Origin of the sequence: Achromobacter dolens (assembly GCF_902859745.1) — a bacterium.
GTDB classification, from domain to species: Bacteria; Pseudomonadota; Gammaproteobacteria; order Burkholderiales; family Burkholderiaceae_B; genus Achromobacter; species Achromobacter dolens.
In genome coordinates, this window is sequence record NZ_CADIJW010000027.1 from 52,654 (window position 1) to 72,376 (window position 19,723).

Genomic DNA, 19,723 nt, shown 5'->3' on the forward strand with positions numbered 1-19,723 from the left:
CGCGCGGCGCGGTATACGCCCGATTACCCACGCGCCTCCGTAGCGCTACGGAGGCGGCGTGCGCGACGAGGCTGACGGTGGCGTCACTCCAGCAGCGTGGCGTACTGGCGGATCAACTGCGCCAGCGAGTCGGCCTCGAGCTTGGCGAACACATTGGCGCGGTAGGTTTCGACGGTCCGCGGTGACAGGTCGAATTCGCGCGCGATCTCCTTGTTGCTCAGGCCTTGCACGATGCGCTCCAGCACCTCGTGCTCGCGCGCGGACAGGCGCGCCAGGCGGTCGGCAGCGGCCTGGGTCACGGCCAGGCGTTCGCGACGGGCGATGTGGCCGCGCACGGCGGTCTGCACCGCGTCCAGGAAGATGTCGTCGTCCACCGGCTTCTGCAGGAATTCCATGGCGCCACCCTTGAAGGCGCGGCGGCACAGGTCGACGTTGGCGTGGCCGGTCAGCATCACCACCGGCAGGTCGGAGGCTTCGGCCAGGCGCGCCAGCACATCGAGTCCGCTGATGCCGGGCATGCGGATGTCGAGCACCACGCAGCCGATGGTGCGCGGCGACAACTGCGCCAGGAACTGCTGCGGATCGCCGTAGCCGGCGCTGCGCAGGCCGACGCTGCGCAGCAGCAGCGCCAGCGCGTCGCGTACGGCGTCGTCGTCGTCCACCAGGTAGACCAGCGGCGATTGGTCGGGCAGGTTCATGCGGGGCCTCCGGCCAGGGGCAGGGTCAGGCTGAAGCAGGCACCCGAGGGCTGCAGGTTGCGCGCGGCCAGGCGGCCGTCCATCGCGCCAGCCAGCGTTTCGCACAGCGCCAGCCCCAGGCCCATGCCCTGCGCGCGGGTGGTATAGAACGGCGTGAACAGCCGCGGCAGCGCGTCGGCTGCGATGCCCGGTCCGTTGTCGCTGACGCTGAAGACGTAGGTGGCGCCGTCGGCGCGGCCTTCGAGCGTGATCTGGCGCGGCCCCGGGGCATCGGCCAGCGCGTCGGCGGCATTCTGCACCAGGTTGTGCAGGATCTGTTCGAGCGCGACCCGCTCGGCCAGGGGCCGCGCCTGCGGGCTGGCGTTGTGCCAGTGCAGGCGGATGCCCTGGCGCGCCAGTTCGGGTTCGCGCAGGAAACGCAGCGAGGCCGCCAGCGCGTCCGGGTCCAGCGCCTCGCGCCGGCCGGGCGCGCTGGGCTGCACCAGCGCCCGCATGCGGCTGATGATATCGGCGGCGCGCTTGGCCTGTTCCGCGCTGGCCAGCAGGGCGCGGCGTACGCTGGGGCGTTCTTCCTCGTCGTCCAGCAGGCGTTGCGCGGCGCGGGTCTGCGCCAGGATCGCGGTCAGAGGCTGGTTCAGTTCGTGGGCGATGCCGGCGGCCATTTCGCCCAGCGTGCTCAGCCGCGCCATGGATGCCAGCCGCGCCTGTTCCTGCTGGCGCCGCGCCTCGGCGCGCGAGCGCCGCGTGGCGGTGACGCCCGCCACCAGCAGCGCGCTGGTCAGGCCCCACAGAATCCAGGGCAGCCAGGGCCAGGAGGCGGGCGTGAGGGTGCGCGTGCTGTGCAGCGCGAACGGCTGGCTGGCCGCGCCCAGCGGCTTGGCGAGCGCCAGTGGCCAGCCGGGGCCGGCCGGCGCCGGCTGGCGTTGCAGCAGGGGCAGCGGCTGTTCGCCGATGGCGAGCGTCAGGTTGGCCAGGCCAGAGGGGAAGTCGGCGGCGGGCACGAGTTCGCGGGCGTCCACCAGCAGGCTCCAGCCGGACGGCGCCACCAGCCAGTAGCGGGCGGCATCCAGCGGCAGCGTGACAGGGCGGCCCAGGGTGCGGGCCTGCTCGACCGCGGCGCGCAGGCCGGGCGGTTCGGCCGTGCTGCCAGCCCAGGCGCCGTCGGGCAGGTAGCCGAGCGCCTGCAACTGCGGCATGGCCGGCCGCAGGCTGGGAAACAGCCGTTCGGGCGCGGGCGGGTGCGACAGCGCGGACAGCGTCGCCAGCACGGCCTCGTGCTGCACGGTCTTCTGGCTCAGCATGCGCTGCGCCACGCTGGTGTCCTGGAAGAAGCGTTCGTATTGGTCGACGTAGTGCTGGCGCCCGATCCAGAGGGCGCCCAGGCAGAACAGGACCAGCCAGGCGAGGAGGGCGCGGTGGCGCAGCGGGGGATTCACGCTGGAATTATGCCCCGCGGCCAATGCGGCGCGGAATCCGTAGGGCTACGGAGGCGTCGCGGCTCACGCCGCCAGGCGGCCGTCGTGGCCGGGCGCGGCCTGGGCGGCGGCCGACAGCGCCATCTGGTGCAGGGCGGCCACCAGGTCCGACTGGGTCACCAGGCCGGCCAGCACGCGGCCCTCGTCCAGCACAGGCACGCAGTGCAGGGCGTCGGACATGGGGCGGGCCAGTTCGATCGCGGGCAGGTCGGGCGTGGCGAACGGCACCTCGGAACGCATGCAGTCGGCCACCAGCAGGTCGGCCGGCGCGCCGCCCGCGGCCGCGACCTGGGCTGGACGGCCGCGTCGGGCCAGCGCGTCGGCCTGCGCCAGCATGCCGGCGTAGTGACCGGCGGAATCGAGCACCGGCAGCCATTGCAGGCGGTGCTTGTCGAACAGGCGCACGGCGTAGTCCAGCGGATCCTGCTGCCGCACCACGACCACGTCGCGCGACATGATGTCGGCGCAGCGTACGTCGCCGAAGCGCCGCCGGCTGGCGCGCAGTTCGGCGGCCAGCACGATGTCCTCGAGATCTTCCTTGCTGATGTCGAGCAGCTCGCCGCGCTGCGCCAGGGCCTCGTCCAGGTCGGCGCGCGAGAAGCCCAGGCGGGCGCTGGGCGCCGGGTCGCGGGTCTGGTGGCCGGGCGCGGGCTCGACGTGGCGGCGGGGATAGTTGCGCCTGAGCAGGCCGTTGAAGACCACGGCGATGCCCAGCAGGATGGCGGAATTCAAGGCCACCGGCCACAGCGCGAAGCCATAGCCCAGCGCCGCCACCTGCGGCCCGCCCAGCACCGCGGTCAGCGCCACCGCGCCGCTGGGCGGATGCAGGCAGCGCAGCGAGAACATGGCGGCGATGGCCAGCGCCGCCGCCGTGGCCGCGGCCACGCCGGGATCGGCTATCGCCTGCGCGCAGAACACGCCGATCAACGCCGACACCAGGTTGCCCGCCATGATCGACCAGGGTTGCGCCAGCGGGCTGGCCGGCGCGGCGAACAGCAGCACGGCCGACGCGCCCATCGGCGCGATGAACCAGGGATTGGCGTTGCCCAGCGCGTGGTGGCCGACCCATTCAGTGCAGAACAGCCCGACCAGCGCGCCCAACGCGCCATAGAGCTTTTCGCGCAGATTGACGCCAACCGGCGCCGGCGCGAACGCACCGAGCCAGCGCTTGATAGCCACAGCCAAAACTTTACCTCGCCGCTTCAGATATATCGGGGGACGACAATTTATCACGCGGCGCGCCGGCCGGCGGCATGAGCTTGTGCCGCCGGGTCATGAGAGGCGGGCGGAATCACCGCTCGGCGTCGTCGCCGATGCGGGCCAGCAGGCGGGTCAGCAACGGCCGCATGGCGCGTAGTTCTTCGAGGTGCGAGGCCGACAGGCTGGCCAGGATGCGCTCGGCCTTGTCCGTCAGCACCACCTCGACGCGGCGGCCGTCTTCAGGGTCGGGTTCGCGGCTGACGAGGTCCAGCCGTTCGAGGCGATTGACCAGTTCGGCGGCGGTATGCGGGCGCACCAGCAGGCGCTCGGCGATCTCGCCGACATAGAGACCGCGGCGGCCGGGCGCGCCGGGCCGGCTGCCCTTGATGGCCAGCAACGCCTGGTGCTGCTGCGGCATCAGGTCGAGGCCGGCCGCGGCGTTTTCGCTGAAGGCGGCGAACTTGCGCAGCGCGTAGCGGAAATCGGCCAGCAACTCGTAGTCGGTGGCGGATGGCAGGGCGGGGGCTGGGGAACGTTTCACCCGGCCGATTCTAATATATGTCGTGATACGATATATTTGATTTTTCGCAAACAGCGGCCGATCACCGTCCTCGCGGACGCGGCGGCCGCGCGTTCCGTTTCCCTCTCCTCGCCTCGAACCATGCCTCCCGTTTCCTCTTCCGTGCGCGCCTTGCGGCTGGGCGACTTCACCACCGACAAGCGTGTCGTGCTGCTGATGGCGCTGGCCGTGCCGACCGGCCTGGCCAGCGTGGCCGCCGCCTGGGCCTTGCTGCGCCTGATCGCGCTGTGCACCAACCTGGCCTACCACGGCCTGTTCTCGTTCGCCGACCTGCCCATCACCACCGGCCGCCTGGGGCCGGCGTCGGTGGCCATTCCCGTCATTGGCTGCCTCATCATCGGCCTGATGGCGCGCTACGGCTCGGAGAAGATCCGCGGCCACGGCATTCCGGAAGCGATGGAAGCCATCCTGATCGGCAAGAGCCGCATCGCGCCCAAGGTGGCGGTGCTCAAGCCCGTGTCGTCCGCCATCTCGATCGGCACTGGCGGTCCCTTCGGCGCGGAAGGCCCCATCATCATGACCGGCGGGGCCATCGGCTCGCTGCTGGCGCAGACCATCCACCTGAACGACGGCGAGCGCAAGACGCTGCTGGTGGCCGGCGCCGCCGCGGGCATGACGGCGATCTTCGCCACGCCCCTGGCGGCGGTATTGCTGGCGGTGGAGCTGCTGCTGTTCGAGTGGAAGCCGCGCAGCTTCCTGCCGGTGGCCACCGCGGCGCTGGTGGCGGCCGTGGCGCGCGCCTTCGCGCTCGATGGCGGGCCGGTCTTCAGCTATGCCGGCGTCATGGCATTCACCCCGTGGCATCTGGTGGCCTGCGCCGCCGTGGGCGTGCTGGCGGGGCTGGGCTCGGGCGCGCTGACGGCACTGGTCTACGCGGCCGAGGACCTGTTCGAGAAACTGCCGCTGCACTGGATGTGGTGGCCGGCGCTGGGCGGCCTGGCCATCGGCATCGGCGGCCTGATCGATCCGGCCGCGCTGGGCGTGGGCTACGACAACATCCGCCATCTGCTGGCGGGCGACCTGGCCTTGCAGGCGGTGTTGCTGCTGCTGGTGGTGAAGGTGGCGATCTGGTCGATCGCGCTGGGCTCGGGCACCTCGGGCGGGGTGCTGGCGCCTTTGCTGATCTTCGGCGGCGCGCTCGGCGCGCTGGCCACGCCGCTGCTGCCGCCGGCCGCGCCGGGCTTCTGGGCGCTGGTGGGCATGGCGGCGATGATGGGCGGCACCATGCGGGCGCCCTTGACGGCTACTTTGTTCGCGGTCGAGCTGACCGGCAACCTGGGGGCCTTGCTGCCGGTGCTGGCGGCCTGCGTGTTCGCCTACGGCGTCACGGTGCTGCTGCTGCGCCGCTCGATCCTGACTGAAAAGATCGCGCGGCGCGGCCACCATGTCAGCCGCGAGTACCGCGTCGATCCGTTCGACCTGCTGCGCGCCAGCCAGGTGATGACCACGCCGGCGCAGACGCTGCCCGACAGCCTGACGGTGGCGCAGGCGATCGCGCATTTCACCACCGCGCAACCGGTCCACACCAGCTATCCCGTGGTCGATGAGGTCGGGGCGGCGGTGGGCGAGGTGACGCGCGCCGACAGCCTGGCCTGGGCGCTGGAACCGGCACTGCATGGGCGGACGCTGGCGCAGGCGCTGTCAGGGCGAGAACTGGTCCATGGCTTTCCCGAGGAACTGGCCAGCCAGATCGCCGACCGCATGGCGCTGTCCGGCGCTGGCCGCGTGCCGATCCTGGACCGCGACAGCGGCCGGGTGCTGGGCATCGTCGGCCGCAAGGACCTGTTCTGCAGCCGCGCCCGGCGGCTGCGCGAGGAAGCCGAGCGCGCGTCGTTCCTGCGGCGGGCGTCGTCCGCGGGCGGCTGAATCCATCGGCCGCCTCGACGGGCGGACGCCAGGCTAGGCGCGGTCGTCGGCCGCGCGCAATTGCCAGAGGGCGTCGAGCACGTGCTGGGTGGCGCGTTCGACCTGCCCGTCGCGATGGGCGATGCCCAGCGGCCGCCACAGCGCCGGGCGCAGCGGCCGCATGGCGATGCGCGGGTCGGCCTGAGGCGCGGTGGCTTCGTGCGGCAGCAGCGTGGCGCCGTAGCCGGCCGCCACCAGGCTCTTGATGGCATCGTTGTAGTTCAGTTGGATGCGCGGCCGCGGCTGCAGCCCGGCGCTGGCGAACCATTCGCCGGTCTGGCGCGACAGGCGCGTGCTGGCGTCGTTCAGGATCAGCGGCCGGTCGCCAAGCCAGGCCGGCGTGACGCGCGCCGGCGGGTTCCAGGCGGCGGGCAGGAAAGCCATGATGGGATCGCGCCGCCAGGGCCGCAGCACCAGGCCCGGCACCGGCGGCTGCGGCAACGCCACCAGGCCCACGTCGAGCGCGCCGTCGCCCAGTTGCTGCAGGGTTTCCTGCGAGGTCAGCACGGCCACCTGGACATCGATGCCCGGGTGTTCGCGGCCAAGCGTTTCCAGCGCCTGCGGCAGCAGGTGGGCGATGGCGCCGGTCGACGCCCCCAACCGCACCCGGCCGGCCAGGCCCTGCACCTGGCGCTGCACGTCGTCGAGCGCCTGGTCGGCCTCGGCCAGGATGCGGCGCGCGCGCTCCAGCAGGGTGTCGCCGATGGGCGTGGGGCGGACCTGGCCGCGCTTGCGCGTCAGCAGCGTCGCGCCGACGCGCGCCTCCAGGTCGGCCACGTGCAGGCTGACGGTGGGCGGCGCCAGGTGCAGCGCACGGGCGGCGTCGGCGAAAGAACCGAGGTCGGCGATGGCGACCAGGGTGCGCAGGCGGTCCAGGTTGATTTCACGCATGGCGGTTTCGTTCAGGAATTCTGAATCTTGTCGTCATGATATTCGACTTTTCGTATGGCGTGAGATCGGCAATCATGAACACCCGGATCCATTTTCGACCCAGTCCGCCGGCGCCACGCCGGCTCTTTCGCAAGGCCACGCACATGACGCATCCCCTAGTATTCATCGACGGCGACCAGGGCACCACCGGTCTGCAGATCCACGAACGGCTGCGGGGCCGCACCGACCTGCGCCTGCTGACGCTGGCCGAGGGCGACCGCAAGGATCCGAGGCGGCGCGCCGAGGCCATCAACGCCAGCGACATCGCCATCCTGTGCCTGCCCGACGAGCCCGCGCGCCAGGCGGTGGCGTCCATCGTCAATCCCGAGGTGCGGGTGATCGACGCGAGTTCGGCGCACCGCACCACCGCGGGCTGGGTCTACGGCTTCCCGGAAATGGACGCCGGGCAGGCGCAGCGCATCGCCCAGGCCAAGCGCGTCAGCAATCCTGGCTGCTACCCAACGGGCGCCATCGCCCTGCTGCGCCCGCTGGTGCAGGCCGGCCTGGTGCCGGCCGACTATCCGTTCAGCGTGTACGCGGTGTCCGGCTATTCGGGCGGCGGCCGCGCCAGCGTCGATGCCTATGAGGGGCCGGGCGCCACCGGCGGGCTGGCCTTCCAGGTCTACGGACTGGGCCTGGCGCACAAGCACACCCCGGAAATCGAGCGCCACGCCGGCCTGACACAGCGGCCCGTGTTTGTGCCGTCGTACGGCGCGTTCCGCCAGGGCATCGTGCTGACCGTGCCGCTGCAACTGCGGCTGCTGCCCGCTGGCGTCAGCGCCGCGCGCTTGCAGGACTGCCTGGCCGGACACTATGCCGGCGCCCGCCACGTGCAGGTGGTGGCGGCGCAGGACGCGGCGGCGCACACGTTCCTGGACCCGCAGGCGCTCAACGGCACCAACGACCTGCGGCTGGCCGTGTACGGCAACGCTGACCATGGCCAGGTGCTGCTGAGCGCGGTGTTCGACAATCTCGGCAAGGGCGCGTCGGGCGCGGCGGTGCAGAGCCTGGATCTGATGCTGGACGCGCTGGCCCTGGCCGAGGCCTGAAGCGCCAGCGGTTTGTCAGGCGATTTCTGCTCAACTGGGCAGGCGCTGCCGTTCCGGCCGCGCCTGCCTGGGATCCCCTGCCTGGAATCCGCCGCCTGAAGCTTGCATGACCCTGGAAATCCTGCACCGCACGCCGCTCTGGGTATGGGCCCTGTTCGCGCTGCTGCTGTACCGCGGCATACGCGCGCTGCGGCCGCGTCAGCTCTCGGTGTCGCGCACTTTCCTGTTGCCGGTGCTGTTCCTGGTCTGGGTGTTGGTGTCGATCCATGGGGAGGTCACGGACCTGCGGACCGCCTACGAGGCTTTCGCGGCCGGCATGGCCGTGGGCGGCGTGCTCGGCTGGATCTTGTGGTCGCGGGCCGGCCGCGCCACCTATCACCAGGAAACAGGCATGATCGAGCGGCCGGGGTCGCCGATCACGCTGGTCCTGCTGGTGCTGGCCTTCGCGTCCAAGTTCGTGCTGATGACGATGCTGGCGCGCAACCACGGACTGGCCGCCGATGCCGTGTTCTCGGCGGCATTTGGCGGCGTATCCGGGCTGGTCGACGGCATGTTCTGGGGCGGCACGCTGTCGCAGGTGTGGCACCTGCGACACCTGGCACTGCCGCCGCTGGCGCGGCGCTGACACGGCGGGCGCCAGGCGGACACGTCGGCCGGCGGTGGCTGCCCGCTTCCTTGCGCGAGCCTGTTGCGAGATCCGATCACATCGATGCGCCCGCCGAGCCGCCCGCATCGCGGTCCGCCAGCGTGTCCACCACCAGCGTGCGCAGCCAGCGCGTGCCGGGGTCGCTCTCGAAACGCGGGTGCCAGTGCACCGTGACGCTCAGCGGCGGCAACGCCAGCGGCAGCGGCCGGATCTCGAAGGCGTTGTCGCGGTTGAACCAGACCGCGGCGCGGTATGGCAGGGTGACGGTCAGGTCGGTGCGTCGCACGATCTCGGCGGCGGCCGAGAAATGTGGCAACGTCAGGTACGGCTGGCGGTGCAGACCGGCTTCGCCTAACACGTCGTCCAACAGGCGGTGGGCGCTGGCGCGCGAGGCCACCAGAATGTGGTCGAGCCGCTTGAACTGGCCCCGCGTCAGCCCGGCCGACAACACCGGGTGGCCGCGCCGGCCCATGCAGGCATAGCGCTCGCTGAACAGGTCGGCGTGGCGCGTGTGGCGGCCCAGGCCGGCCAGGTTGCCGATGGCCAGGTCGATGTCGCCATCCTTGAGCGCCTGCGGCAGTTGTTCCAGCGCCACCTCCACCACCTCCACCTGCAGGCGCGGCGCCAGCGCGTGCACGCGTTCCATCAGGCTGGGCAGGAACACCATCTCGCCGATATCCGACATCGACAGCCGGAACCGCCGCGTGCTGCTGGCAGGTTCGAAATGCTGCCGCAGGCTGACCGCCTCGGCAAAGCTGTTCATGCCGCGTTCGATCGGGTCGGCCAGCGCGAAGGCCACCGGCGTGGGCCGCATGCCCGAAGGGGTGCGCACGAACAGGGGATCGTCGAACTTCTCGCGTAACCGGGCCAGGGCATAGCTCACAGCGGGCTGCGTCAATTGCAGGCGCTGGGCCGCGCGGGTGACGCTGCGTTCATGCAGCACCGTCAGGAAAACCCGCATGAGATTCAAGTCGAAGTCCACGCTCGCCCTTGTTATCAGTGTGGTTTATGCAATGAATAATACCCATAAATTTGACACATAAATAGTTGATTCCTAGACTAATTTTCACGAGCCGCGGCAGTGACCATGCGGCCGCCGACAACAAGGGGAAGAGCACGTCATGCATGCATTGACTTTGCCGTCGCTGTTGCGCGACCAGGCGGCGCGCCAGGGAACGCGGCCGTGGATCCAGGCGCCGGGCGGGGCGTTGCGGTACGCCGAGGCGCCCGCGCACGCGGCCCGCTGGGCGGCCCTGCTGGCCCAGGCCGGCGTGGCCCGTGGCGACCGCGTCGGCCTGATGGCGGGCAACCGCATCGAGTTCATGTCGCTGGTGCTGGGCTGCGGCTGGCTGGGCGCGGTGGTGGTGCCGATCAACACCGCGTCGCGCGGCATGCAGTTGCAGCACATCCTGGCCAACAGCGGTTGCGTGCTGCTGGTGGCGGATCGGGCCTCCTGTCCCGCGCTGGCCGGCCTCGACGCCGCCGGCCTGGCCCTGCGCCAGATCTGGCTGCTGGACGATGGCGCGGACGGCTCGGCCGCCGCTGCGTCCGGCCTGCCGGCCCCCGCCGCCGCGCTGCCGGCCTTGCCGGACGGGCTCGCGCCCGAGGCCGACCTCGGCCCCGGCGATACGCTGGCGATTCTCTACACCTCCGGCACCTCGGGTCTGTCCAAGGGCGTGTGCTGCCCGCACGCGCAATTCCATTGGTGGGGCGTCATCGCCGCCCGCAACCTGGAGATCGGCGCCGACGACGTGCTCTACACCAGCCTGCCGCTGTTCCATACCAACGCGCTGAACGCCTGTTTCCAGGCGCTGGCGACCGGCGCCTCGATCGTCTGCGACGAGCGCTTTTCGGTCAGCCGCTATTTCGAGCGGCTGGCGGCCACCGGCGCCACCGTCACCTATCTGCTGGGCGCGATGGTGCCGATGTTGCTGGCGCGTGAAACGTCGGCGGCCGAACGCGGCCACCGCACCCGCATCGCGCTGGCGCCGGGCGTGCCCGAACGCTTCCATGCCGTCTTCACCGAGCGCACCGGCATCGCGCTGCTGGAAGGCTACGGCTCCACTGAAACCAACTTCGCGCTGGGCGGCACGCTGGCCGAGCAGCGGCCGGGCGCCATGGGCCGGGTCGCGCCCGAGTTCGACGCCATCGTCGCGGACGAGCACGACGCGCCGCTGCCGGACGGCGAGGCCGGCGAACTGCTGCTGCGGGCGCGGCCGCCGTTCGCCATCGCCACCGGCTACTTCGGCATGGCCGACAAGACGGTCGAGGCCTGGCGCAACCTGTGGTTCCACACCGGCGACCGCGTGGTGCGCGACGCCGACGGCTACTTCCGCTTCCTGGACCGCATGAAGGACGCGATCCGCCGGCGCGGCGAGAACATCTCGTCGTACGAGGTCGAGCAGGTGCTGCTGGCGCATCCGTCGGTGGCGGTGGCGGCGGTCTACGCCGTGCGCTCGGAGCTGGCCGAGGACGAGGTCATGGCGGCGCTGGTCTGCAAGCCGGGCTGCGCGCTCACGCCCGAGGCGCTGCTGGATTTCTGCCAGCCGCGCATGCCGTATTTCGCCGTGCCGCGCTATCTGCGCATGCTCGACGACCTGCCGCGCACCGAGAACGGCAAGGTCCGCAAGTTCCGGTTGCGCGATGAGGGCGTGACGGGCGACACCTGGGATCGCGACGCCGCCGGCTACCGCGTGGCGCGCTGAATCCCGTCCATATATATAAAACAAGGGGTAAGACCATGACGTTGGCATACCAGGGCGCGGCGCAGAGCGCCGACGAGCAGGCCCGCAGGAAGCGCACGCGGCGGGTGGTGATGGCGTCCGTCGCGGGCAACGCGATGGAGTGGTACGACTTTTTCATCTACGGCACGGCGGCGGCGCTGGTGTTCGGCGAGCTGTTCTTTCCCAAGGGCACCGATCCGCTGCTGGGCACCATGGGCGCCTTCGCCGGCTTTGCGGTGGGCTTTCTGGCGCGGCCGCTGGGCGGCGTGGTCTTCGGCCACATCGGCGACCGCTACGGCCGCAAGCTGGCGCTGGAATGGACGCTGGGCATCATGGGCGCGGCCACCTTCCTGATCGGGCTGTTGCCCACCTATGAGCAGATCGGCATCTGGGCGCCGGTGGCGATGGTGGTGCTGCGCGTGCTGCAAGGCGCGGCCGCCGGCGGCGAATGGGGCGGCGGCGTGCTGCTCATCAGCGAGGCGGTGGGCGGCAAGCGCCGCGGCTACTTTTCGTCGTTCAGCCAGTTGGGCGTGGCGGGCGGCTTTGTGTTGTCTTCCGGCGTTTTCATGCTGGCGCAGCAACTGCCGCAGGAGGCCTTCATGAGCTGGGGCTGGCGCCTGCCGTTCCTCCTGAGCGTGCTGATCTTCGGCATCGGCCTGTACATTCGCAAGCACATCCCGGAAAGCGACGAATTCGTGCAGGCCAGGAAGACCGCCAAGCGCGGCATGCCGGCGGTGGAAGTGTTCCGCCGCTATCCGCGCCAGGTGTTCACGGCCATGGGGCTGCGCGTGGCGGAGAACGGCGGCTCGTACATCTTCCTGGCGTTCGCGCTGGCCTACGGCAAGTTCCTGGGCATTCCCAATGACGTGATGCTGGGCGGGGTGCTGGCGTCCATGTTCATCGAGCTGGGCACGCTGGTGTGGTTCGGCCACCTGTCGGACCGCATCGGCCGGCGCGCCGTCTACCTGATCGGCTCGGCCGGCTTGATGCTGGCGGCGTTTCCGTTCTTCTGGCTGGTGCAGACCAAGGAGCCGGTGTGGATCTTCCTGGCGTTCTTCCTGGGCAATACGGTCTGCCACGCGGCCATGATCGGCACCCAGCCGGCGTACTTCGCCGAGCTGTTCCCGGCCGAGGTGCGCTACACCGGCCTGGCGCTCGGCCACGAGCTGGCCTCGGTGTTCGCTGGCGGCCTGTCTCCGCTGATCGCCATGGCGCTGCTGCGCAAGTATGAATCGGCCACGCCGGTGGCGTGGTTTCTGGTGGGGATGGCGGCCATCACGGTCATCACCTTGCTGCTGACGCGCGAGCCGCCGCGCCAGGAATCGGCATGAGCGCCGGTCCCGGCATCGTCGGCGTGGGCGAGACGCCCGCGCTGCGCCATCCCGAGCCCGGCTGCGACACGGCCACGCTGATCGCGCGGGCGGTGCGGCTGGCGCTGGACGACGCCGGGTTGCGGCCGGCGGACGTCGACGGCCTGGGGCTGGCCTCGTTCACGCTGCGCCCCGACCGCGCGATTGACGTGGCGTGGCGGCTCGGGCTGACGCTGGACTGGTGCATGCAGGACGAGATGGGCGGCGCCAGCGCCATCAACCTGCTGCGCCACGCCTGGCTGGCGCTGCGGGCCGGACAGGCGCGCACCATCGTGCTGGTGGCGGGCGACCATTTCAGCGGCGCCGACTTTGCCGCGCTGGTGGGGCGCTATAACCGCAGCGCGCAGGATTACCTGAGCCCCCTGGGCTGCGCCGGACCGAACCCGCTGTTCGCCATGCTGACGCAGCGCCAGATGGCGCAAACCGGCCTGCGGCGGGAGGATTATGGCGCGCTGTGCGTGGCGCAGCGCGCCTGGGCGGCCGGCAATCCCAACGCTGCCTATCGCCAGCCGCTGACGCTGGCGCAGTATCTGGAGGCGCCGATGGTGGCCGAGCCGCTGGGCCGGCTCGATTGCGTGCCGGTGGTCAGCGGCGCCTGCGCGCTGGTGCTGCAGGCGCGGCCGCAAGGCGTGCACGTCACGCTGCGGGCCAGCGGCGCGCGCTACAACGCCGACCAGCAGGAAGGCGACGGGCTGGTGACCGGTATCGCCGGGTTCGCGCCCGTGCTGTGGGCCGAGGCTGGCCTCGGGCCGCAAGACATGGACGTGGTCGGCGTGTACGACGATTACCCGGCGATGGCCGTGGCGCAGTTGTGCGACCTGGGCCTGGCGCCGGCGGACGACCTGCCGGGGTTCATTGCGCGCCGCATCGCCACGCGCGAGTTGCCGGTCAATACGGCGGGCGGCCAGTTGTCGGCGGGACAGGCCGGCACGGCCGGCGGCATGCATGGGCTGGCGGAAGTGGCGCGCCAATTGCTGGGCCGCGCCGGCGCGCGGCAGGTGGCGGGTGCGCGCCACGGCGTGGCGACCGGCTACGGCATGGTGCAGTTGCGCTACGGCATGTGCGCCAACGCCGCGGTGCTGGCCCGGGAGGATGCATGAGTTTCAGCGTGATGGAATGCGCACAGTGCGGGCACCGGGTCTACCCGGCGCGGCTGTGGTGCCCGGCGTGCGGACAGGAGCGGGCGCTCGAGGTGGCGGTGGAGCAAGCTGAACTGCTGGCGTGGACCCGGGTGCCGGGCAAGGGCGGCGATGCCGACGGCGTCTTCGCTACCGTCAATGCGCTGCCGCGCGGGCCGCTGCTGGTGGTGCGCCTGGCGGATATGCCGCAAGGGGTGGGGCAACGCTTGCGTTTGCTGACACGGACGGCGCAAGGGGGGGCGCTGCCCTGGGCGCAAGCGTTATCCGAGGGCGACGCGGTGCCGGGCGAGGGCTGACAGCCCGGAATCGGCCTTGGCGTGAGCGCGCCGATCAGCGCTGCCCGTCGGCCGCGCGGATCGATTGCAGCCGTTGCGCCAGCGCGGGGCTCGACAGTTCGCCGACGCGCACGTCCATCAGCCGGCCTTCGGCATCGAGGAACAGGGTCGCTGGCAGGCCGCGGTTGCTCATCTGGCGCGAGGCGTCGCCGGCCGGATCGAGCAAGGCGTTGGCAAGCGATGGCGCGTGCTCATCCAGGTATTGGCGGACGGTGGCCGCCGCTTCGCCCTGGTTCAGAAAGACGAAATGGATGTCGGGGTTGGCCGCCTGCGCCTGCTCGAAGGCCGGCATTTCGCGGCGGCACGGCGGGCACCAACTGGCCCACAGGTTCACGACCATCGGCTTGCCGTGAAAGGCGGCCAGCGTGGCGGCGGCGCCGTCCATGTGTTGCAGCGACAGTTCCGCCAACTGCGGCTGCGTCTGGGCCGGCGGCGCCAGCAGGCGGCCGCCGCCGAGCCAGACCGCCGTGCCCAGCGCCATCGCGACCAACACGGCGCGGCGTGGAGCGAGTTGGCGCAGCACGGCGTAGGCGCCGTAGGCCAGCGCCGCGGCCAGTCCGGCGGAACCGGCCCAGCCGCCGTCGCGCAGGTCGAGAATCCTGAGCGGGGCCTGCAGGAAGTGATCGCGGTATTGCCAGACGAAGGTCAGCCGCGCCACCAGCAGGCCCAGCAGCAGGCAGCGCCACAAGACGCGGCTGGCGTCCTCGGCGCGCGCGCCGGCCAGCAGGCGGCTGGCGAGCAGGCCGATGGCGACGGCGGCCGCCAGCAGCGCGAGCTCGATCGGAAACACCAGGGGGCCGAGACGGAGGGCGGGGCTCATGCGGCGCGCTCCCGGCGCGCGGCCACGCCGGGGCGGCCGTTGCTGCGAAATTCCATGGCGTGATGCGAGTAGGGACAAGGCCCAAGCCTAGCACGCCGTTGCGATATGCTTGGGCATCCTTCCCCGCCGTCGTGTGCCCTCGATGAAATCGCTGCCTTCGCTGTTGCCCCTGATCCAAGCGCCGATGGTCGGCTCTTTCAGCCCGCTGACCATCGCCGCATGCCGCGCCGGGGCCCTCGGCTCGCTGGCCTGCGCGGCGCTCGGCCCGGACACGCTGCGCGAGCAGATCGCCGCGATCCGCGCGCAGACCGACGCGCCGTTCAACCTGAATTTCTTCAGCCACACCCCGCCGGCGCCCGACGAGGCGGCCCAGGTCCGTTGGCGCGAGACGCTTGCGCCGTACTACCGCGAGGCCGGGCTGGACCTGTCGGCCGCCGGCGGCGGCCCGGGCCGAGCGCCATTCGACGAAGCCATGTGCCAGGTGGTCGAGGAATCGCGCCCGGCGGTGGTCAGCTTCCATTTCGGCCTGCCGGACGACGCGCTGCTGGAGCGGGTGCGGCGCGCCGGCGCCATGGTGCTGTCGTCCGCCACCACCGTCGAGGAGGCGCGCTGGCTCGACGCCCGGGGCGTGGACGCCATCATCGCCCAGGGCGTGGAGGCGGGCGGCCATCGCGGCATGTTCCTGACCGATGACATCGGCGCGCAGCCGGGCCTGTACGCCTTGTTGCCGCAGGTGGTGGACGCGGTGGGCGTGCCGGTGATCGCGGCCGGCGGCATCGCCGACGGGCGTGGCATCGCCGCGGCCTTCGCGCTGGGCGCGGCGGCCGCGCAACTGGGCACCGCCTATCTGCTGACGCCGCAGGCCGGCCGTTCGGCCATCCATCGCCAGGCGGTGCTGGCCGCGCGCGACGATGCCACGCGCCTGACCAATCTGTATACCGGCCGCCCGGCGCGCGGGCTGCTGACGCGCTTCATGCGCGAACAGGGACCGATGAGCGCGGCGGCGCCGGCGTTTCCGCTGGCGACCGGGGCGGTCGATCCGCTGCGGGCGGCGGTGGAAAAGACCGGCAGCGGGGATTTCTCGCTGCTGTGGTCGGGCGAGGCCGCCGCGCTGGCGCGCGAGACCGACGCCGAGGCGTTGACCCGCCAGTTGTGGGACGACGCGCTCGACTGCGCGGCCGGCCTGCGCGGGGGCATGGCGGCGCGGGCCGGCTAGGGCCTCGCGGCCTGTCCGGGGGTTGGCGAATGTGCCGTCAGGCGGCGCCTGGGCGTTGACGCCGTTGGGGGCGGGCAACCCGTCCCCTGGCAGGATCTTGTCCGGCGCTATCGCTTGGCCCTATATATGGCCACGATGAAACACATATTTCCAGGGACGCTAAAATAACCGGCTCGCGGCTTTCGTCGAGCCCTCCGGCCTTCTTCATTCCTGCGCCTCGCGCCCTCGATAAATATGAAAAAACTGACTGCTGTTCTTCTCGTGTCCGCCACCACGATGCTGACCGCCTGCGGCCCGTCCGACAACGCGCCGGCCGCCAGCGCGCAGGCCCCGGCCGCCGCCCGCAAGGTCGTCGTCGGCCTGGACGACAACTTCCCGCCCATGGGTTTCCGCGACGCCAACAACCAGATCGTCGGTTTCGACGTCGACATGGCCAAGGAAGCCAGCAAGCGCCTGGGCCTGGAAGTCGAATTCAAGCCGATCGACTGGAGCGCCAAGGAAGCCGAGCTGAACGGCAAGCGCGTCGACGTGCTCTGGAACGGCCTGACCATCACCGAAGAGCGCAAGAAGAACATCAGCTTCACGGCCCCCTACATGGCCAACCACCAGATCATCATTGTCGGCAACGCCTCGCCGGTGAAGGCCAAGGCCGATCTGGCCGGCAAGGTGGTCGGCGCCCAGGACGGCAGCAGCGCCACCGACGCCATCGCCAAGGACCCGGTCGCCGGCAGCATCAAGGAAGTCAAGAAGTTCGGCGACAACGTCACCGCGCTGATGGACCTGGCCGCCGGCCGCCTGGACGCCATCGTGGTCGACGAAGTCGTGGGCCGCTACCTGATCAGCAAGCGCGCCGGTGAATACCGCGTGCTGGACGACAACTTCGGCACCGAAGACTACGGCGTCGGCGTGCGCAAGGACGACACCGAGCTGCTGGCCAAGCTCGACAAGACCCTGGATTCGATGAAGCAGGACGGCACCGCCGGCCGCATCGCCACCCAGTGGTTCGGCGCCAACATCGTCAAGTAATCTCCCGGGAAACGCCCGGACCGCGCCGCGGTCCGGGCGTTTTTCAGTCCGGCGATTCCCCGCGCCGCCCATCCCGCTCCTGATTCCTCCCGCCGGCAAGGCGCCCACCCATCCGCATGGACTACGTACTCTCCCTCCTGGGACCCCTGGCGCAAGGCGCGAAAGTGACCTTGACGCTGTTCTTCATCACGCTGGCGCTGGCCGTGCCGCTGGGCCTGGTGCTGGCGCTGCTGCGGATCTCCAAGTGGGGCTTCGTCAGCCAACTGGTCAACGGCTACATCTGGCTGATGCGCGGCACGCCGCTGATGCTGCAGATGCTGTTCATCTACTTCGCGCTGCCGTTCGTGCCGGTGGTGGGGGTGCGCCTGCCCGACTTCCCGGCGGCGGTGGTGGCGTTCGCGCTGAACTACGCGGCCTATTTCGCCGAGATCTTCCGCGCCGGCATCCAGTCGGTGGACCGCGGCCAGTACGAGGGCAGCAAGGTGCTGGGCATGACCTACCTGCAGACGCTGCGCCGCATCGTGCTGCCGCAGATGGTGCAGCGGGTGCTGCCGCCCATGAGCAACGAGACCATCACGCTGGTCAAGGACACCTCCCTGATCTACGTGCTGGCGCTCAACGACATTCTGCGCACCGCGCGCGGCATCGTGCAGCGCGACTTCACGACCACGCCGTTCCTGGTCGCGGCCGCCTTCTATCTCATCATGACGCTGGTGTTGACGTGGTTCTTCCAGCGTATGGAAAAGCGCTATGCCAAATACGACCAGTAATCCGTCCGCCGGCGGTCGCGGCGCCATGATCTCGGCGCGCGGCATCGTCAAGTCGTTCGGCGCCAACCGGGTGCTGGACCAGGTTTCGCTGGAACTGGGCAAGGGCGAAGTCGTGGCGGTGATCGGGCCGTCGGGCTCGGGCAAGAGCACCTTCCTGCGCTGCCTGAACCACCTGGAGACCATCGACGACGGCACCATCGAGATCGAGGGCGAAGCCCTGGCCACGGCGGTGCCGGGCGGCCAGAGCCGCTACGCCAGCGACGGGGACGTGCGCCGCATCTGCCGCAAGATGGGCATGGTGTTCCAGTCGTTCAACCTGTTCCCGCACATGACCGTGCTGCAGAACATCATCGAAGCGCCCATGATCGTCAAGGGCATGCCGCGCGCCGCCATCGTGCCCAAGGCCGAGGAACTGCTGCGCAAGGTCGGCCTGCTGAACAAGCGCGACAACTATCCCACGCGCCTGTCCGGCGGCCAGAAGCAGCGCGTGGCCATCGCCCGCGCGCTGGCGATGGAACCCGACATCATGCTGTTCGACGAGCCGACCTCGGCGCTCGACCCCGAGCTGACCGGCGAAGTGCTGCGCACCATGCGCCAGTTGGCCGACGAGCACATGACCATGCTGGTGGTGACCCACGAAATGGGCTTCGCCCGCGAAGTGGCGCACCGCGTCATCTTCATGGACGAGGGCCGCATCGTCGAAGAGGCGCCTTCCGCCGACTTCTTCCGTGCGCCCCAGCATCCGCGCAGCCGCGAGTTCCTGGCGCACATGCTGTAAGGGCGGTATCCGCGCCGGGCGGCTTGCCGCCGTCCTGGCCCCGCCGGCGCGCCAGCCTCAGCCCTGGCCGCCGCGCCGGGGCACGACCATGGGGCTGCCGGTCTCCGGATCCGGCAGCACCCGGCATTCCAGATCGAACACCTGCCGCATGGCGTCCTCCGTGACCACCTGGCGCACCTCGCCCTGCGCGGCGATGCGGCCGGACCGCATCATGACGACCCGGTCGGCATAGCGGAACGCCAGGTTCAGGTCATGCAGCACCACCACCAGCGTGCGGCCGGCGCGGTGCAGTCGCGCGCACAGCTCCAGCAGGTCGATCTGGTGGCGGATGTCCAGGAACGTGGTGGGTTCGTCCAGCAGCATGATGCCGGAGTCCTGCGCCAGCACCAGCGCCAGCCAGGCGCGTTGGCGCTGGCCGCCGGACAGCGTGTGCACGGGATGATCGGCCAGGTCCGCCAGGTCGGTATCGGCCAGCGCCGCGTCGACCGCCCGGGCGTCGGCGGGCGACCACTGCCGCAACAGGGTCTGGTGCGGATAACGGCCGCGCGCCACCAGATCGCGCACCGTGATCATTTCCGGGGCCACCGGGTTCTGCGGCAGATAGGCCAGGCGCCGCGCCACCGCCTTGCGCCGCAGGCTGGCCAGGTCCGCGCCGTCCAGCAGCGCCTGGCCCTGGCTGGGCGCCAGCGCGCCGCCGAGCACCCGCAGGAGCGTGGACTTGCCGCAGCCGTTGGGGCCGACCACCGCCGTGAACGCGCCCGGGGCCACCGTGAGCGACAGGTCGCGCAGCACGGGCCTGTCGCCGTAGGCCAGGTGGACTTGCCGCAGTTGCAGCGCGGACGCGCCGGGGGAAGGGGGGGTCAAGTGGAGGTCTTGCGCCATTCGAGTACCAGCAGGAAAGCAAGATAGACGCCGCCGATGCCGGCGGTCAGGACGCCGACCGGCAGCCCGTTGGGGCCAGCCAGGCGGGTCAGCAGGTCGGCGCCGGCCAGCAGCACGGCGCCGGTCAGGGCCGCCAGCAGCGGTTGCGGGCCGCTCGCGGGCACGCAGCGGCGGGCGATCT

The 19,723-nt window shown here is 70.9% G+C and carries 20 protein-coding genes; 11 read left to right on the forward strand and 9 right to left on the reverse strand.

What is annotated here, in order from left to right; all coding sequences use genetic code 11:
• Positions 1-83 precede the first annotated feature (83 nt).
• The 4 genes from HV783_RS18415 to HV783_RS18430 all read right to left on the reverse strand — a co-directional run bounded on the left by HV783_RS18415 (position 84) and on the right by HV783_RS18430 (position 3,914).
• Complete coding sequence (locus tag HV783_RS18415; protein WP_054504204.1) at positions 84-698, reverse strand: response regulator transcription factor; 615 nt, start codon at positions 696-698, stop codon at positions 84-86.
• Positions 695-2,134, reverse strand: coding sequence for a sensor histidine kinase (locus HV783_RS18420; RefSeq protein WP_175189629.1), 1,440 nt, complete (start codon positions 2,132-2,134; stop codon positions 695-697). Before HV783_RS18420 ends, HV783_RS18415 begins: the two co-directional genes overlap by 4 nt.
• A gap of 63 nt (positions 2,135-2,197) precedes the next feature.
• Entirely contained in the window at positions 2,198-3,358 is a 1,161-nt protein-coding gene (locus tag HV783_RS18425; protein WP_437341323.1) for an HPP family protein, read from the reverse strand.
• 106 nt (positions 3,359-3,464) lie between these two features.
• Positions 3,465-3,914, reverse strand: a complete 450-nt coding sequence (locus tag HV783_RS18430) for a MarR family winged helix-turn-helix transcriptional regulator (protein WP_054504202.1) — start codon at positions 3,912-3,914, stop codon at positions 3,465-3,467.
• Between the two features lie 120 nt (positions 3,915-4,034).
• Here HV783_RS18430 and HV783_RS18435 point away from each other — a divergent pair, with 120 nt between their 5' ends.
• Positions 4,035-5,819, forward strand: a complete 1,785-nt coding sequence (locus HV783_RS18435; RefSeq protein ID WP_175189631.1) for a chloride channel protein — start codon at positions 4,035-4,037, stop codon at positions 5,817-5,819.
• Between the two features lie 33 nt (positions 5,820-5,852).
• Here HV783_RS18435 and HV783_RS18440 read toward each other — a convergent pair whose 3' ends face one another.
• The gene (locus tag HV783_RS18440; RefSeq protein WP_064525277.1) at positions 5,853-6,749 is read right to left on the reverse strand and encodes a LysR family transcriptional regulator; all 897 of its coding nucleotides are present in this window, start codon (positions 6,747-6,749) and stop codon (positions 5,853-5,855) included.
• Between the two features lie 143 nt (positions 6,750-6,892).
• Between HV783_RS18440 and argC the strand changes: the two genes are divergently transcribed.
• Complete coding sequence (gene argC, locus HV783_RS18445) at positions 6,893-7,837, forward strand: N-acetyl-gamma-glutamyl-phosphate reductase (protein ID WP_175189632.1); 945 nt, start codon at positions 6,893-6,895, stop codon at positions 7,835-7,837.
• Positions 7,838-7,943: 106 nt separating this feature from the next.
• Complete coding sequence (locus tag HV783_RS18450; protein ID WP_175189633.1) at positions 7,944-8,462, forward strand: DUF6622 family protein; 519 nt, start codon at positions 7,944-7,946, stop codon at positions 8,460-8,462.
• Between the two features lie 76 nt (positions 8,463-8,538).
• Here HV783_RS18450 and HV783_RS18455 read toward each other — a convergent pair whose 3' ends face one another.
• On the reverse strand, positions 8,539-9,465 hold the full coding sequence (locus tag HV783_RS18455) for a LysR family transcriptional regulator (RefSeq protein WP_240317223.1): 927 nt from the start codon (positions 9,463-9,465) through the stop codon (positions 8,539-8,541).
• A gap of 139 nt (positions 9,466-9,604) precedes the next feature.
• Between HV783_RS18455 and HV783_RS18460 the strand changes: the two genes are divergently transcribed.
• From HV783_RS18460 to HV783_RS18475, 4 genes are read left to right on the forward strand one after another with little or no spacing between them, the layout of a single operon-like run.
• Positions 9,605-11,188, forward strand: a complete 1,584-nt coding sequence (locus HV783_RS18460; RefSeq protein ID WP_175189634.1) for an ATP-dependent acyl-CoA ligase — start codon at positions 9,605-9,607, stop codon at positions 11,186-11,188.
• 35 nt (positions 11,189-11,223) lie between these two features.
• Positions 11,224-12,537, forward strand: coding sequence for an MFS transporter (locus tag HV783_RS18465; RefSeq protein ID WP_054504195.1), 1,314 nt, complete (start codon positions 11,224-11,226; stop codon positions 12,535-12,537).
• Positions 12,534-13,676, forward strand: a complete 1,143-nt coding sequence (locus HV783_RS18470; protein ID WP_175189635.1) for a thiolase family protein — start codon at positions 12,534-12,536, stop codon at positions 13,674-13,676. Before HV783_RS18465 ends, HV783_RS18470 begins: the two co-directional genes overlap by 4 nt.
• A complete protein-coding gene (locus HV783_RS18475) occupies positions 13,673-14,011 on the forward strand; it encodes a zinc ribbon domain-containing protein (RefSeq protein WP_144657435.1) in 339 nt (112 codons plus the stop codon). The genes HV783_RS18470 and HV783_RS18475 overlap by 4 nt, the downstream gene beginning before the upstream one ends.
• A 34-nt stretch (positions 14,012-14,045) precedes the next feature.
• Here HV783_RS18475 and HV783_RS18480 read toward each other — a convergent pair whose 3' ends face one another.
• On the reverse strand, positions 14,046-14,870 hold the full coding sequence (locus tag HV783_RS18480) for a TlpA family protein disulfide reductase (protein ID WP_175189636.1): 825 nt from the start codon (positions 14,868-14,870) through the stop codon (positions 14,046-14,048).
• Between the two features lie 142 nt (positions 14,871-15,012).
• Here HV783_RS18480 and HV783_RS18485 point away from each other — a divergent pair, with 142 nt between their 5' ends.
• The 4 genes from HV783_RS18485 (at position 15,013) to HV783_RS18500 (ending at position 18,660) form a co-directional block, all read left to right on the forward strand.
• A complete protein-coding gene (locus tag HV783_RS18485; RefSeq protein ID WP_175189637.1) occupies positions 15,013-16,086 on the forward strand; it encodes an NAD(P)H-dependent flavin oxidoreductase in 1,074 nt (357 codons plus the stop codon).
• Between the two features lie 234 nt (positions 16,087-16,320).
• Positions 16,321-17,112, forward strand: coding sequence for an amino acid ABC transporter substrate-binding protein (locus tag HV783_RS18490; protein ID WP_049073911.1), 792 nt, complete (start codon positions 16,321-16,323; stop codon positions 17,110-17,112).
• Between the two features lie 116 nt (positions 17,113-17,228).
• The gene (locus HV783_RS18495; protein ID WP_006384524.1) at positions 17,229-17,882 is read left to right on the forward strand and encodes an amino acid ABC transporter permease; all 654 of its coding nucleotides are present in this window, start codon (positions 17,229-17,231) and stop codon (positions 17,880-17,882) included.
• A 25-nt stretch (positions 17,883-17,907) separates the two neighbouring features.
• Positions 17,908-18,660, forward strand: coding sequence for an amino acid ABC transporter ATP-binding protein (locus HV783_RS18500; RefSeq protein ID WP_026383076.1), 753 nt, complete (start codon positions 17,908-17,910; stop codon positions 18,658-18,660).
• Positions 18,661-18,717: 57 nt separating this feature from the next.
• Here the strand turns inward: HV783_RS18500 and HV783_RS18505 are convergent, their stop codons facing one another.
• Together HV783_RS18505 and HV783_RS18510 are read right to left on the reverse strand one after the other, a co-directional pair.
• Positions 18,718-19,542 (reverse strand): ABC transporter ATP-binding protein, encoded by an 825-nt coding sequence (locus tag HV783_RS18505; RefSeq protein ID WP_175189638.1) that lies wholly within the window; start codon positions 19,540-19,542, stop codon positions 18,718-18,720.
• The coding region (locus HV783_RS18510; RefSeq protein ID WP_175189639.1) for an iron chelate uptake ABC transporter family permease subunit at positions 19,521-19,723 on the reverse strand (203 nt) is incomplete at its 5' end. The genes HV783_RS18510 and HV783_RS18505, both read right to left, overlap by 22 nt.

What these genes read in the sequence shown, in the direction of transcription:
- HV783_RS18415 (WP_054504204.1), bottom strand. Translation starts at nt 698, where the DNA reads ATGAACCTGCCCGACCAATCGCCGCTGGTCTACCTGGTGGACGACGAC.
- HV783_RS18435 (WP_175189631.1), top strand. Translation starts at nt 4,035, where the DNA reads ATGCCTCCCGTTTCCTCTTCCGTGCGCGCCTTGCGGCTGGGCGACTTC.
- HV783_RS18440 (WP_064525277.1), bottom strand. Translation starts at nt 6,749, where the DNA reads ATGCGTGAAATCAACCTGGACCGCCTGCGCACCCTGGTCGCCATCGCC.
- argC (WP_175189632.1), top strand. Translation starts at nt 6,893, where the DNA reads ATGACGCATCCCCTAGTATTCATCGACGGCGACCAGGGCACCACCGGT.
- HV783_RS18450 (WP_175189633.1), top strand. Translation starts at nt 7,944, where the DNA reads ATGACCCTGGAAATCCTGCACCGCACGCCGCTCTGGGTATGGGCCCTG.
- HV783_RS18460 (WP_175189634.1), top strand. Translation starts at nt 9,605, where the DNA reads ATGCATGCATTGACTTTGCCGTCGCTGTTGCGCGACCAGGCGGCGCGC.
- HV783_RS18465 (WP_054504195.1), top strand. Translation starts at nt 11,224, where the DNA reads ATGACGTTGGCATACCAGGGCGCGGCGCAGAGCGCCGACGAGCAGGCC.
- HV783_RS18470 (WP_175189635.1), top strand. Translation starts at nt 12,534, where the DNA reads ATGAGCGCCGGTCCCGGCATCGTCGGCGTGGGCGAGACGCCCGCGCTG.
- HV783_RS18475 (WP_144657435.1), top strand. Translation starts at nt 13,673, where the DNA reads ATGAGTTTCAGCGTGATGGAATGCGCACAGTGCGGGCACCGGGTCTAC.
- HV783_RS18480 (WP_175189636.1), bottom strand. Translation starts at nt 14,870, where the DNA reads ATGAGCCCCGCCCTCCGTCTCGGCCCCCTGGTGTTTCCGATCGAGCTC.
- HV783_RS18485 (WP_175189637.1), top strand. Translation starts at nt 15,013, where the DNA reads ATGAAATCGCTGCCTTCGCTGTTGCCCCTGATCCAAGCGCCGATGGTC.
- HV783_RS18490 (WP_049073911.1), top strand. Translation starts at nt 16,321, where the DNA reads ATGAAAAAACTGACTGCTGTTCTTCTCGTGTCCGCCACCACGATGCTG.
- HV783_RS18495 (WP_006384524.1), top strand. Translation starts at nt 17,229, where the DNA reads ATGGACTACGTACTCTCCCTCCTGGGACCCCTGGCGCAAGGCGCGAAA.
- HV783_RS18500 (WP_026383076.1), top strand. Translation starts at nt 17,908, where the DNA reads ATGATCTCGGCGCGCGGCATCGTCAAGTCGTTCGGCGCCAACCGGGTG.
- HV783_RS18505 (WP_175189638.1), bottom strand. Translation starts at nt 19,542, where the DNA reads ATGGCGCAAGACCTCCACTTGACCCCCCCTTCCCCCGGCGCGTCCGCG.